The organism is Bacillus cereus group sp. BfR-BA-01330, from assembly GCF_022663885.1.
GTDB classification, from domain to species: domain Bacteria; phylum Bacillota; class Bacilli; order Bacillales; family Bacillaceae_G; genus Bacillus_A; species Bacillus_A cereus.
In genome coordinates this window covers 164,700-178,798 of record NZ_JAKUGK010000004.1, presented here as the reverse complement: position 1 = coordinate 178,798, position 14,099 = coordinate 164,700, and the positions used below count along the sequence as shown (strand labels likewise).

Here is a 14,099-nt window from a genome sequence, read left to right as displayed (position 1 = left end):
GACTAAATTTATTTACCTAATAGATGATAAATTACCCTTGCCCACGTTTATACCTTTAATGCTCCTGTACCTTTCTGTTCAGCGTCTAATACTTCAAGATTACTATTCTGATAACATTTTAAGAAAAGTCGTTGCCGCCCAAATGAAATACGCAAGTTGCGTCACGATATACATCGTAATTTCAAAACCTGTAAGCTTTCTTTCCCTTTTTATTTTCTTTAAATATCTATAAAAACAAAATGAACATAAGATCAGTAAAACAATAGACATTTGATATAGATTATCCACTAAAAGAACTGCCATTTATTTCATCACCTTTCCAATAGAAAGCGGGCTATAGTTCAAGCATACCATAAAAAAGGAATTAATTACCATGTAGTCCAGAGCAAATATTACCCAATTAAAACCAGTCACCTTTTTGAATTTATTCAATACAATGTTATGTAATCGACTACACACGATATAATAGGAGATTACTTTCTTTCACTGCAAATGCTTAGGAGGAAGTTGTACATGCAATTGATTCATAACATAAGAAAGGCATTTAATAACCTATGTAACTACGATACGTTCAATTTAATACACACTATTCAATCATTAAATATTTCACTTCATAAAATAGCTCCTTTTATTACTTCACCAGTTAATCTTGAATACGGAAGGAACGTTATCTATCAGTCTGAATTCGTAGAGATTTTAGTATTAAATTTCCCCAGCAAAGCAAAGACCTTTGTGCACGATCATGGAATATCTGTAGGATGTATACTAATAGTCAATGGTACGTTACAAAATATAACGTACGAAAATAATAGCGAGCGGATTGAAGAGTTTACAGAGGGAAATATTTTCACAGTAAAAAAAGATACTGTGCATAAAATGTATAATGCTACAAATTCAGCAGTAATAACTTTCCACGTATATTCCCCACCATTAAAAGATGTCCAAATATATGAATAGTCTTTAGAAGGAGGAAATATGCAAAATTTGAAAGATTACTATATAAAGAGCTTACAAGATGGTCGTAACGTTTGGCTCTATGGACAAAAAGTAGATGTAACTACAGACAAACATTTTGCAGGAACATTAAGTACCATTTCTAATTTATTTACATTGTTTGATGATCCAATACGAAGAAATTCTGTTGGATATGTTAGTCCAAAAACGAAAGAATTTGTCCATACAGCCTTTTTAGTTCCGAATTCCTATAACGAATTATTAATGAGGAGAACCGCTTTTGAAACGTGGAGTTATGCTACAGACGGTGTAATGAGTAGACTATCTGATTACGCAAGATCGAGACTTACTGGCTGGTACGTATCAAAATATTTTTATAAAAAATTCGATGCACAGTTTCCAGATAAAATTACATCTTATTATGAAGAAGCAAGAGATAATCACTTATTCTTAAGCGTAGTTCAACGTGATCCACAAATAAATCGATCTACAGAATCAATGTTGAATACAAACGACTTAGGATTACTAAGAGTTACGAAAAAAACTTCTGATGGAATTTATTTAAGTGGTGCTAAAATGATTGGTACTGCTTCTCCTTATTCAAATGATTTATTAATCTATCCATTAGCAAAACTGACTGATACTCAAAAAGATTTAGCTCACTTTCTCATCGTGGCAGCCAATTCCCCTGGATTACATATGGTTTGTAGAGAACCATTTGCGAATACACATTCAATTACAGTTGATTCCCCTCTTAGCTCACAGTACGATGAAATGGATGCACTATTAATCTTTGATAATGTATTTGTACCATGGGAACGAGTCTTACTATATAACAACCCTGAAGCGTTATGGGCAATAAAGTCAGATGTAGCTTCTAGTAGTTTAGCTTATCACCAAGCAATTGTACGATTAGTAGTAAAGCTAGAATTTATAACTGCAATTGCTTGTGAAATTGCTGAAGCGATCGGTGCTACTACTTATTTGCATGTTCAAGAGAAGCTTGGGGAATTAATTATGCAAATCGAAACAATTCGCGCACTTTTAATTGCTGCAGAAGTTGAAGGTACTACAAATGAAACGAAAACTTATTTGCCGAATTTTAAATATATCGAAACTGCAAGGAATCTTGGTTCCAAATATTATCCCCGTGCAATAGAAATTTTACAATTAATTGGAGCAGGTGGGTTCATTCAACTTCCTTCGAGCTCGAATGACTTCCAAAGTCCGATAGCTAATTTATTGAAAAAGCACTTTAAAGGAACGAATATAGATGCCGAACAACGCACAAAATTATTTAAGTTAGCCTGGGATATCATTGGAAGTCCATTAGGATCTAGACACGAATTGTATGAAAGATTTTATGCCGGAGATCCAATACGAAATACAGCTACGCAATATGTAAATTATGATAAAAATCATTTTAAAAAGATGCTAAGTAAATATTTACATTAATGAAAAAGAGCACTCTTTTCTAAGAGCGCTCTTAAAAAACATATAGTTATTCAGTTACATATATAGTTGCTCCGTCCACAACTGCTACTTTTCTCTGTAATGGTTTCATTTTATTCACCTTTAGTTTTCTTCTTACACATGATTCTTATCATGTTTTCTCGTATAGACTTCCCCATTCTGAGTAACTAATTTTAATGCAATTTCACCACAAACTCCATGTGGTATTTCAAATTCACCTTGTGCATTTGAAATACTACGCATCTTACTTTCAATTGAATCTTCATAAATTTTCACATTAGTTATAGGTTCGTTATTTTAATCTACGATAATACCTCTTGAATACTTTGCAACTGCTATGCATTGATCCTCTTTTTTATAATATGTAATCACAACAATTGCACCTGCCACTATAGCGCTACATACAAACAAGAGAATGATTTTGCGCCTCACAACGAACCTCCTAATTCAAATTATTCTTTTCTAAACTGAAAATTAAACTGTCTTAATTGCTTGATTTCCTCAATTACTTTACGAATACCTTCTTCAATCTTATCTTCTTTTACATTCGAAACATTTAACTTTAACAGTTTTTCTTTAGGAAAATTCCTCATATAATTCTTATCAATAGTATCGACACTTATTTGCCTGTCACCTAATTTTTGTATAAGTGTTTCTGTAACTGTGTTTTTCTGCATTTCTAAACAAGTGTGTATTCCAAATGTGTTTTGTCTATTATATGTAAATAATGATGGATCTTCATTTTGCACTTTTTCTAATGTTTCTGCTAGTTTTATTGATCTATTATAGTAGGAAGAATTAATTTTACTTTTATGACGTTCAAACATACCGCTCTTTATATAAATTTCTAAAGCCGCTTGAGAAATCATCGGACTATCAATATCTAGTATCTTTTTGTATGTATAGAACGCATTTGCAATGGATGGTGGGATGACTGCAACTCCAACCCGTAAACCAGGAAAAATAATCTTCGAATAACTTTTCAAATATATGACATGACTACAATTATCCAAGCTATATAACGGATCTGCTTTTGAATCAGTTTCTAAATCTGCTAAATAATCATCTTCCACTATAAATACATTGTATTTCTTAGCCAATAGTGTGATTTTTTCTTTCTCATCTTTAGAATAAGAAGTTCCAAGCGGATGATGATATCTCGGTATCGTATAAAAGAATTTTATTTTTCCAGTTTGAAATATTTGCTCCAATTCATTCAAATCGATACCTTCATTCGTACGTTTAATACCGATTACAGGAACTTTATTTATTTCTAGATAATCAATATATAGATGATATGTTGGCTGTTCAATTAATACAGTTTCATTTCCATTCGGAAATGGTATAGAAGTTAATATAGCAAGTGCCTGCTGAACACCTGATGTTATAAAAATATTTTCTTCTTTTGTAAAGACTTGATAATTTGCTAGTTGTTTTTGAATAACTGGTATTAAAGATGGTAAGCCTTTCGGCGTTCCATATACAAACAAATCATTTTTATACGTATCAATAGCCTTATTAATACAATGTTGAAAATCTAAATACGGAAAAACATCTGGATCTGGTGCTGAGGAGGCAAAATCAATTATCTCGTTATTTTCTATAGTACTCTCTGATTTTTTAACAACGTAGTATCCACTTTGAGGGACAGAATATATAATGTGACGCTTTTCTAATTCATGAAGAGCACGTATAACTGTTGCCTTATTACATTCATATTGCGTAACGAGTGACCGTATAGACGGTAATTTCTTTCCTTCTCTTATTTCTCCATTTTGAATCATATTTTCTATGTCGTTTAAAATATGTAAATACTTATACATCTTACACCTCCTTCAGTAATTCTATATTTAATTATATCGATTTTTCATTCATATAGCATTCATTCCTCAATTAGTTAATTTTCCGATCATCTATATCGTAAATCCCAATAGCATATGAATCATTTTCAATCCATTTCTTTACTGCTTCTGTTTTAAGTACCCCTTCAACTTCTTTTTCTATTTTCTGTCCAAGTTCTCTCGCCCCTACTTCATCATCGCTAATCTTAGTTTTTATATCAATGGTAACAGGTTGATTCTTTTTATAATTTATTTGCTGAATACCAAACCCTTCATATCCATTTTTTCTGAATACGTCATCAAATATATGTCCAAAAACTTGATTCCATCTACTCTCTGCCTTTACAACTTCTCTATTCCTTTGAGTTATATTGATTTTATAAGACGTTACACCTTGTATCACCAATCTTTTATTAATATCATTTTTTATTTCGTTACTATCTTCGCTATCAGCAATCTCTAAATCTAATATTCTTTCTTTTTCATCTCTTATAGCAGCACTAAAAAAAGATTCCTCCTTTACCGCGGCTGTAGCAATATCCATCACTATAGACTCTTCACTTTTAGCATCTTCAATGTCATTCTCACAGGCACATAATAAAGCAAGTGGAAATAAAAATACAAGTAACTTCTTTCCCTTTCTCATGCAGCACCCCTCCATATATTTTCATTTACGATAAACTTTTTACTTTGACATATAAATACCTTCTTTAATTATTAAATTTAACATTATTTCACATTTACCCCACTTAACAAGGGAATTACAATTAATAAATAGAATATCTCTATGAATAAATAAAAAGTGAGGGATATATAATGCAACATGTAAATACGATTGATATTAGTAATGTACTACAATTGGAAAAAACTCTTTCGACTTTATTAAATAAAATGATTTCTTCAAAACTAGACCTTGAAAATTGGTTAAAAGAGCAGTCAAAAGTAATTTGGGACATCGAAGAACAATTAAGATCACATTACATCGCCTTTCAATGTAATACGGATGATGAAGAAATAAAGGATACTTTTGAACATGATCAACAATTTGTAAAGCCACTTTTAAAGCGGTACCAAAATTTATTGGATAATAAATATTTAGAGTCACCTTTTCGAATCGAATTAGATTCTAACGTATATGGTTTATTAGATACAAAAATAAAAAATGCTCAAAAGTTATTTTGTGAGGAAAATATCGAATTAGAAATAAAGGAAGACAAATTAGTCACAGAGTACTTTGAAATCACTGGAGGATTAAGTGGAATTTGGGACGGAGAAGAAAAAACGATAACAGAATTACAATCCTATTTACAAGATTCGAATCGTGACACCCGTAAAAAGGCAAAAACCATTATTTCTGAACAATTTTTATCTGTTGAAAAAGAACTCCAAAACATATTAAATCAATTAATTGAAATTCGCCATCAAAAAGCAAAAAATATTCAACTAGAGAATTATCGCGATTATATGTTCAAAAAATACGAGCGTTTTGATTATTCAGCGATAGATTGCTATGAACTAGCTGAATCCATACGTAAGTATGTTGTGCCTCTTAAAGATAAAATATTGCTAGAGAAAAAAGATAAACTGCAATTGGATACACTTCGCCCGTGGGATGTATCAGCTGTAACTCCAGATCAAAAAGTACTTAAACCTATTGCAAATGAAAATGATTTAATTGAAAAGAGCACTCATATCTTTAATAAACTAGATGTTGAATTTTCAGCACTTTTAAACCGAATGTATAAACACAATTGTCTTGATTTAACAAGCCGCAAAGGAAAAGCAGCTGGTGGCTTTTGTGAGTACTTACCAGCTTCACAATTATCTTATATTTTTATGAACTTAAATTATACACAAGATGATATTGTCACTTTTATACATGAAATGGGTCATAGTATTCATAACGAACTCATAAAACCATTAAAATTACGACAGTATATAGAAATTCCAGCTGAAACAGCTGAGCTAGCCAGTATGACAATGGAGTTATTCTCGCTTAATTATTGGGATACCTTCTATACAGACAAAAAAGATTTAAAACAAGCAAAAATTAACTTCTTTAAAGATGTTATTTCATATTTACCTATTATGCTTATTGTCGATCAATTTCAACACTGGCTGTATGAAAATCCAAGTCATACTTCTGAAGAAAGAAATGAAAAATACTTACAACTTCAAAAACATTATCAGTCTAGCGTCATACATATTGATGGCTACGAAAACTGGATAGCAACGAGTTGGCTACCTGTACTCCATATTTTTGAAGTACCATTTTATTATATTGAATATGCGATCGCCCAACTTGGTGCATTACAAATGTATAAACAATATAAAGAGGATCCTAAGCAAGCGCTAGAAAATTATAAAAAGGCATTATCACTAGGAAGCTCGCAATCTATAAAAGAAGTGTATGATGCAGCCGGTATTCGTTTTGATTTTTCTGGTGAAACAATTAAAGAACTAATGCTATTTGTAGAAAAAGAATTAGAATTACTTGAGCAATTATAAGAAGAAAGCTGCACCTATATTTTTGGTGTAGCTTTCTTCTTTATTTTATTAATCAGCTCTATGTACTGAGTATCTCCATATCCGATTGTTGGAAAAAGATAAAACAACTTTATTAATAATTCACGAGTTGATAAATCTTTATTTTTAGAGATGAATTTCATTACTGCATTATCTTCTGTTAACATTTCTAAAAATAAGTCTATAGCCTGATACATTACAGGTGGTACCTTATGAGAGGTCTTTTTATGGTTTACTAATACTTCATTGTATATAGAAGAATACTTCCCCAATTCAAGTTCAATTTGATTTACTTTAAATTCATCCTCTCTAAAGCTATTTAAGTATACCTTCCCTTCATAAACAGACTGTTCAAGGTGAGAAAGTATGGTAAGTAGGTTCATTTGACAAAACATATCTTCACCAAACCATAAAACAATACATTTATAATTTTTCGTAAAAAGTTTTTCTAACGGATCTATAACCTTTTTTGTATAACTTTCTACGGAACTGTTATGTCCTTCCGCTCTTGTTTTAATAAAATCCTCATCAAAAACTTGTGTAGTAGCAGGGTTCACACACATTGCCTCATTAAATGGTGCATAATCAGAATCACCCATTAGCTTTTTATTTTTAAATTCTTCATACATAACTTGACCATTTAATATGTTAAGTACCTCTTTATCAAATAGCTCACTCTTCCTATTTCGTAACTGTTCAACCTCTATTTTTCTAGAAATATTCATTTTAAACGCCCCTTCTTTATTTAAATTTAGTTTAACAAATGATTGGATAGGCATTTTGTTAAGTTGATATTCTCTTGGATTCATTCCAAAAACATTTTTACATATTCGATTTAGCCGTTCCTATTTATAGTGCGATAGAATATTCATTTGCTGGAAATGGGAATATCGTTGACTATGAGTATTCTATTACAAAAGCACTATTTGAAGGCTACCAAGAGGAAAATGAGCTACCAAAAGAGATGAAAGACAAGTTTCCGTTATTTATTAAATTAAAGGAGATTTTTGAATATAGCTTAATGCATATGTATTGGGATAGAGAAGAATTAACGGAGGAACAAGTACGGATTATGAACCTTTATAGGATGAAGATCGAAAATAAGAATACCTATATCAATATTTAAGAATGCCGTTGTTTAACTGCAAGGAAACTTTGGTTAAACAACAGCATTTATTAATTAGCTGACAACCTTTTTTATGACTTATAAATACTGATTCAATAATCTTCTCAAATACACTTCATTTTGCGGTGATACTTTTTCAGAAAATCTAGCTGCAATAATTATAGGAGCCCATTGAAAAACTTCATCTCTTGATAAGCCGGTACGACTGCAATATATATGTAAATACATCTCAGCTAATTCTACCGAAGATTGTGAGTACAACAAATATGTTCGAAATACATCTGCGCGAATATCACCTGAACTAGCATCTACCCAATCTATAACTTTCACTTTCTCTTCCTTACTCAAAATCAAATTAAATGGATGAAAATCTCCATGACATAGCCTAAAATCAAATGTAATAAAATCTAATTTTTGTAATATATCCTTCTTTTTGCGTTCATCCAATTTATACACAGATTTAATTTGACGCTCTAACCTTTCCCTCATTAACTCCATTTCATCTGTATTTACATGTATAGCATGGATCTTTTTTTGCTCATTAACACAAAGGCTGATATAACGCTCTGCCTCATTTAAATTATTAAGCAGAAGATCACCAATGTTGTCCCCTTTTACATGTTCCATAATAATTGCCTGTCTATTTTGTATCTTTTTCACTTCAAATACGTTTGGAACTGGCAACCCACATGAATACGCATATTTTTGTTTTTTTGCTTCATTCATAGACTCTGTATCTGGGAGGTAATCTTTAAATAATTTTACAACCTTATCATCAGTTAAATAAATTTCTGCAGTATTCCCTTTTGCAATTGGATTACCTAGATTCATTTCTCTCCTTAAAATAAATTTGAATAACGCTTAATCCTTTTCTTTGCATTCACTCTAATCATAACGAAAACCTTCTTCACGAAGATATAAAAAACTTACCACTTTCTATCCTTAAATAGAAAGTGGTAAGTTTAGTTCTTTAGGAATATTGGAATGAAACTCTGGTGTATACACAATAGAAAATGAATATCCCTGCTCAATAAATGATACTTCATTATGTTTACATTCAAAGGGAACATTATTTATCTTAAAGTTATTATGGATTCGCTGTAAAAATGCGACGTCTGGTGTTCCGAAAGAAACGTGTACTTTCGGTGATAGAGCTTTCATCGCGATTGGAATCCAAGGTCGCTGCCACCAAGTCGCGACGATATATGCAGTGCCACCTATAACAAAGTTAAAAATATCCCCATCTTCCATCGTTTTCATATTTAGATTTGATTTTAACCATTCCGTAAAAACAGGTACACTCTTAACGGGAAGACCGATTTCCCTTACGTATAAAATGTTTAAAGGTGAATATGGTACTAATACATCTTCTTTAACATAACTATGCGCAATAATTTCGAGTAGATTTCCATCTCCGTCTTTAAAGTATAAATTGAATAGACCATTCTCTTCACCAATTACATTTCCATTTTGCCATTTCACAATGAGTAATCCAGAGTCGTTTAACCACCTTGCTGTTTCATGGAATTTTGAATATGGGATTTCAAAAGCAAAATGTGCAGGTGCGATTGGTTCATACACTTCTTGAAAACTAATTTTTGTATAAGGTGTTACTTCAAATTGAATGAAGGATTCTGTTTCTTTTTTTATTGGAAAAGATAATATGTCCTTATAAACTTGTTTTACCCCTTCTATGGAAACCGTTTGTAGTTTTATATCTGATATATGTGTAATCACTTTACATTCCCCCTCATTTCTTATTATCTATTCGTATTGTATTACAATTATAAATAGATAAAATCAAACGGAAGGATGGATTTTTCATATAGAAACTACAACTTTAGTATGAATATGTTAGCTCCAATTATTTTTTATTTCCGCTATAACAATTTCTGGTTTATCCCAGTGCAACATGTGTGTAGTATCAGGAATTACTTTTACTATACTGTCCGTTTTCTCTTTAAAAATATTTACTGTCTTATCTCTATAATCCGCCCAAACTTGTGGGACTGTAGCTCGAAGTAATACAATATTAGCCGGTAGCTTCTCATATATATCTATTGTTTCATCTTTATGCATACCTCTTATTATATTACTAGCTGTATTTCCCCTGGCATGCCACCATACTTTATTATCCATTTCGATCCCTAGATCCTTTACAGCAACTTCTAACAATGAAGACCACCTAGTATAAGCTTCTTTTTCACTTTTGAAAAATTTGTCCCAATTATTAAAAACGTATTCATCAAAGTCCTTTTCATAATAAGCAATTTCTTCTTCCAACGTTTCTTCTCGAAGCCTTTTTGTTTGATATCCACCATCAATAAGAATACTTCCTTGTACTTTTTCTGGATGATTTAACAAATAAAATAACGCTACAAAACTTCCCCATGAATGTGATAGAAAATAGAAGTATTTGATTCTCAATTCATTTATTTTTTCATTTAACCAATTTGCTAAATTGTGCATCTCATAATCTTCTGTTCTTTCAAATGGGGGTGTTTTACCATGTCCAGGTGCATCAACGGAGATAAATCTATACTCTTCTTTTAATTCCTCAGCAATTTCTATAAAACTTAAACTCGTACTACCTAATCCATGTAAACAAAAGATAACGGGCTTCTCATTATTCCCCCATTCAGTAATATGTACATTTATTTTTTCATTGCTAATATAGTAACGTTTCAAAACATTTATCCTCCATATTTTGATTTTTTAATTTACACTTTATTTATTTCTATTATTTTCAAGTATTTCCTGTATTCTTTTCCACACAAAAAGCTGCTTTTCTTTAAATGAAAAGCAGCTTTTACACTAAAATACATTATAATTTAACAGCAATAATCATAAATCTTTTTGAATTAGTACGAATCCCTTTTTCAGAACTATACGTATCAATGAACTTTTGTAAAATAGTAAAATCCTCTTCCTGTTCTCCGAATCTAGGAATAATAGGGGTATGTTTTAATAAGAAAATGAGATCTTCAGACCTACTGTAATAATCAGTAACATCATATTCACGTACTTGCACGAGATCAAATCCTGCACTAATAAGTTCATTCATATAATTTTCTTTTAAAGTACCATCCCGTTCACCTAAGCATTGTCCTCTACCAAATGCTTCTTTCAGGTTTAATTTATCATGCTCACTTACTTGTTGTGTTAAGAAAAAGGCACCCTTTTTCATTACTTTCGCTAACTCAGATGCCAGAAACGGGGCATGACAACTTGAAGCAATATCAAAATGTGCATGTGGAAATGTTAAAGCTTCAGAACCCATTTGAAGAAACTCAACATTTTGTACACCTGATTTTTTCAAGTTAGAATGTGCCGTTGCAATCATGCCGTTAGAATTATCAATTCCAATCAACAATTTAGCTGATGATGCTATGTTAAGTACATTTTCTCCTCCGCCTGTACCAACATCAAGTAAAATATGTGATGGTTTACACCTTTCTTTTACCTCACTATAAAAGTCCCATGTATCTCCTACAGTTTCACATTTTATTTTGCTAAAATCCCATCCATTTAATCTTCCTACTTTATCATAGAAGCTTTTATACTCTAATTCGTTCATCTTATTACTTCCCCTTTGTAAAAATAAATTAAATATGTATAATAACCTACGACACTCTTTAATTATATATTATAAAATACAAATTATTAAAACAACATTTCCCTTCACACTACAATAAGTTTACATAACATTTTTATGGTTTATCTTTATCTATATATTCTAAATGCCCTCTTCCCCAACTACACATACTATCCAAAACAGTACTGACTGTTTTTCCATGTTCAGTTAAGCTATATTCTACTTTAGGTGGTATTTCTTGATAAATTTCGCGTTTTATTAGTTGATCTTGCTCTAATTCACGTAATTGCTTCGCTAACGTCCCTTGAGATATATCTGGTATCAATCGCTTTAATTCACCAAAACGTTTCATTCCATCTGTTAGCAAAATAAACAAAATGAGTGACTTCCATTTCCCACCGATTATTTGTAATGTTGCTATTACCCCTTTTAACTTCGTTTCTTGTAAATCCATTTTTCTCACCTCTCCTCAGATATCATAAAGTGAAACTTTAATCAGTGGGGGTTTTGTTCATCCCACACTGATTATTAGTTGAACCAATCGGGCTTTTACGGGCAATTGATCTCTTACCTAACTTCCTTGCATTTTCCTAACTTTGAGGTGAGAGTTTTACTGCCCGTTAATGCGGGATAAACCATATTTAGAAATTTTTCCCATTACTTATCCGCATGTATAGCGATTAGTACGAAATTTGCGACTATGTACATATAAAGTGCGTACTTTTCACTTGCTCCCTTTTAGCGAATAATAAAAGCATAGCACAGTTAGTTATATTCTAAATTTTTTATTAAAGGAGTGGCTAAAATATGTCTATTACTACATTAAAAAATAGCCGTATTGTTATCATTGGCGGGAGTTCTGGTATTGGATTAGCAACAGCAACACAAGCAATTAAACAAGGCGTACATGTTATTATTGCCGGACGCTCGGAAGAAAAATTAAAAGTTGCTCGAGAAGTAATAAATAACAATCATCTTCAAACTTATATATTGGATAATCAAAATAAAGAGCAATTACAAAATTTTTTCAAGACAGTTGGGAACTTTGATCATTTATTCACACCGGGAGCCTCTTACACACTTGGACCAATTACCTCTACAGAGGAAATTGCTGAAAGTAGCTTCATCGGAAAGTTTTGGCCTCAATATTATGCCGTAAAATATGCAATTCCTTTTCTTTCAAACTCTGGATCGATTGTGTTAATGTCTGGTGCATTTAGTCAAAGACCACTTAAAGGCGCACCTGCCTATGGAGCTTGCAATGGTGCTATTGAAAGTTTAGGGAAAGCTTTAGCTGTTGAATTAGCTCCTATAAGAGTTAATGTGGTTTCTCCTGGAACGATACAAAGAGAGAATGAACAAAACGAAAATAGACTAGCTGCTTATAAATCTTATAAATCTCTTTCTCTTGTAAAAAGGCCTGGCCATAATAATGAAATTGCACATACTGTTCTATATTTAATGCAAAATAGTTTTACTACGGGTAATGTATTATTTCCAGATGGAGGGTACACATATCATTAAATTATTTAAGACAGAAGCCCCTTATTACGATGGTTTTTGTTGCTCATTTAAACATTGCTGAAATTTCCAAATAGATGATTCATTACAATCTGCTCATTTTGTACATTTGCAAATAAAATTGTGCTAGTAGTTGACGAATCGAATCTCGAAGTAATTTGTCTTGATATTTATGGATAAGTTTACAAAGAAAAAAGGCATATAATTAATGCCTTTTTTCTTTATCATCATTTAACTGGATAACAAACTTCTGTAACCCACTTATTAGGATCCGCTTCCATCGCTGGGCTCACATGGTAAATATTAAACATCGGGCCTGCTAATTTGTAACCTTCTGTCTCAATCCACTTTGCCGCAGCCTCATTTACAGCTGTCATCTGTTCATAACTTCCATTAACTGTTATAGAAGCTACATTAGTCGATTCCATATTTTTAAATGTAACGTCTTTTGTATTTTCGTGCTTACCTAGAATACTTAGCTGTATTTCTATATCTACATCATTTTCTTTGTATTCACGATCATGGAAAACCGCAATACTATAACTCGGTTGGGCAATACTAATATTTTTCATTTGAATTTCTTGCATTAATACACTCCATAAATCACCTTCGCAATTATACGATGGAATAATCTTTCTAACACTAGCTACAGTTCTTTCTGGAATTTCTTTTATTGAAACATGATAATTCATCTCAACAACATCCTCTCTCATCGTTTTCATTGAGTCTTCGAGGAGACGTAATTGTTTTTGGCGGTTATTCATGTCTTCTTTAATTTGAGCACTACGATTTAAAAATTGCTCTTTTATGCTATCTATATTATCGCATTCTATTATTTCTTTGATGGTAGCAATATTAAACCCCATAGCTTTTAATGTTTGAATTTGATTTACCTTTTTTAATTGGTCAGCTGAATAAAATCGATATCCACTCTGCTCATCGACTTTTACTGGTTGTAATAATTCCACTTTATCGTAGTGTCTCAACATACGTATACTAATGGAAGATAGTTTCGAAAAATCCCCTATTTTAAACATGATTTCCTCCTATAAGTTACATCTAC

Annotated in this window: 15 protein-coding genes and 1 pseudogene; 5 read left to right on the top strand and 11 right to left on the bottom strand. The window is 31.7% G+C overall.

The window, feature by feature from the left end:
- Positions 1 to 102: 102 nt before the first annotated feature.
- Positions 103 to 303, bottom strand: coding sequence for a hypothetical protein (locus tag MR112_RS12860; RefSeq protein WP_000279689.1), 201 nt, complete (start codon positions 301 to 303; stop codon positions 103 to 105).
- A gap of 210 nt (positions 304 to 513) precedes the next feature.
- On the opposite strand from MR112_RS12860, the gene MR112_RS12855 reads away from it, so the two are divergent.
- Together MR112_RS12855 and MR112_RS12850 are read left to right on the top strand one after the other, a co-directional pair.
- Positions 514 to 957, top strand: coding sequence for a cysteine dioxygenase (locus MR112_RS12855; RefSeq protein WP_086403825.1), 444 nt, complete (start codon positions 514 to 516; stop codon positions 955 to 957).
- An 18-nt stretch (positions 958 to 975) separates the two neighbouring features.
- Positions 976 to 2,409, top strand: coding sequence for a 4-hydroxyphenylacetate 3-hydroxylase family protein (locus MR112_RS12850; protein WP_086403826.1), 1,434 nt, complete (start codon positions 976 to 978; stop codon positions 2,407 to 2,409).
- 132 nt (positions 2,410 to 2,541) lie between these two features.
- Here MR112_RS12850 and MR112_RS12845 read toward each other — a convergent pair.
- The 3 genes and pseudogenes from MR112_RS12845 to MR112_RS12835 all read right to left on the bottom strand — a co-directional run bounded on the left by MR112_RS12845 (position 2,542) and on the right by MR112_RS12835 (position 4,914).
- Positions 2,542 to 2,859: pseudogene (locus tag MR112_RS12845) on the bottom strand (hypothetical protein).
- Positions 2,860 to 2,879: 20 nt separating this feature from the next.
- Complete coding sequence (locus MR112_RS12840) at positions 2,880 to 4,250, bottom strand: aminotransferase-like domain-containing protein (RefSeq protein WP_071740587.1); 1,371 nt, start codon at positions 4,248 to 4,250, stop codon at positions 2,880 to 2,882.
- Between the two features lie 70 nt (positions 4,251 to 4,320).
- Positions 4,321 to 4,914: a DUF4030 domain-containing protein gene (locus tag MR112_RS12835; protein WP_001225387.1), complete on the bottom strand. Its 594-nt coding sequence runs from the start codon at positions 4,912 to 4,914 to the stop codon at positions 4,321 to 4,323.
- 170 nt (positions 4,915 to 5,084) lie between these two features.
- Here MR112_RS12835 and MR112_RS12830 point away from each other — a divergent pair, with 170 nt between their 5' ends.
- On the top strand, positions 5,085 to 6,776 hold the full coding sequence (locus MR112_RS12830; RefSeq protein WP_242245018.1) for a M3 family oligoendopeptidase: 1,692 nt from the start codon (positions 5,085 to 5,087) through the stop codon (positions 6,774 to 6,776).
- 14 nt (positions 6,777 to 6,790) lie between these two features.
- Here the strand turns inward: MR112_RS12830 and MR112_RS12825 are convergent, their stop codons facing one another.
- Positions 6,791 to 7,603: an AraC family transcriptional regulator gene (locus MR112_RS12825; RefSeq protein ID WP_226368695.1), complete on the bottom strand. Its 813-nt coding sequence runs from the start codon at positions 7,601 to 7,603 to the stop codon at positions 6,791 to 6,793.
- Here MR112_RS12825 and MR112_RS12820 point away from each other — a divergent pair.
- Positions 7,594 to 7,920, top strand: a complete 327-nt coding sequence (locus MR112_RS12820) for an aminoglycoside phosphotransferase (RefSeq protein ID WP_242245017.1) — start codon at positions 7,594 to 7,596, stop codon at positions 7,918 to 7,920. The genes MR112_RS12825 and MR112_RS12820 overlap by 10 nt on opposite strands.
- A gap of 78 nt (positions 7,921 to 7,998) precedes the next feature.
- On the opposite strand, the gene MR112_RS12815 is transcribed toward MR112_RS12820, so the two are convergent.
- The 5 genes from MR112_RS12815 to MR112_RS12795 all read right to left on the bottom strand — a co-directional run bounded on the left by MR112_RS12815 (position 7,999) and on the right by MR112_RS12795 (position 11,969).
- Positions 7,999 to 8,751, bottom strand: a complete 753-nt coding sequence (locus tag MR112_RS12815) for an aminoglycoside phosphotransferase family protein (RefSeq protein WP_226368694.1) — start codon at positions 8,749 to 8,751, stop codon at positions 7,999 to 8,001.
- 111 nt (positions 8,752 to 8,862) lie between these two features.
- Complete coding sequence (locus MR112_RS12810; protein ID WP_226368693.1) at positions 8,863 to 9,657, bottom strand: VOC family protein; 795 nt, start codon at positions 9,655 to 9,657, stop codon at positions 8,863 to 8,865.
- A gap of 117 nt (positions 9,658 to 9,774) precedes the next feature.
- The gene (locus MR112_RS12805; RefSeq protein ID WP_242245016.1) at positions 9,775 to 10,608 is read right to left on the bottom strand and encodes an alpha/beta fold hydrolase; all 834 of its coding nucleotides are present in this window, start codon (positions 10,606 to 10,608) and stop codon (positions 9,775 to 9,777) included.
- 136 nt (positions 10,609 to 10,744) lie between these two features.
- Complete coding sequence (locus tag MR112_RS12800; protein WP_001003869.1) at positions 10,745 to 11,497, bottom strand: class I SAM-dependent methyltransferase; 753 nt, start codon at positions 11,495 to 11,497, stop codon at positions 10,745 to 10,747.
- Between the two features lie 133 nt (positions 11,498 to 11,630).
- Complete coding sequence (locus MR112_RS12795; protein WP_000365541.1) at positions 11,631 to 11,969, bottom strand: winged helix-turn-helix transcriptional regulator; 339 nt, start codon at positions 11,967 to 11,969, stop codon at positions 11,631 to 11,633.
- A 353-nt stretch (positions 11,970 to 12,322) separates the two neighbouring features.
- On the opposite strand from MR112_RS12795, the gene MR112_RS12790 reads away from it, so the two are divergent.
- The gene (locus MR112_RS12790; protein ID WP_242245015.1) at positions 12,323 to 13,039 is read left to right on the top strand and encodes an SDR family oxidoreductase; all 717 of its coding nucleotides are present in this window, start codon (positions 12,323 to 12,325) and stop codon (positions 13,037 to 13,039) included.
- 224 nt (positions 13,040 to 13,263) lie between these two features.
- On the opposite strand, the gene MR112_RS12785 is transcribed toward MR112_RS12790, so the two are convergent.
- A complete protein-coding gene (locus tag MR112_RS12785) occupies positions 13,264 to 14,073 on the bottom strand; it encodes a MerR family transcriptional regulator (protein ID WP_226368692.1) in 810 nt (269 codons plus the stop codon).
- Positions 14,074 to 14,099: the final 26 nt, after the last annotated feature.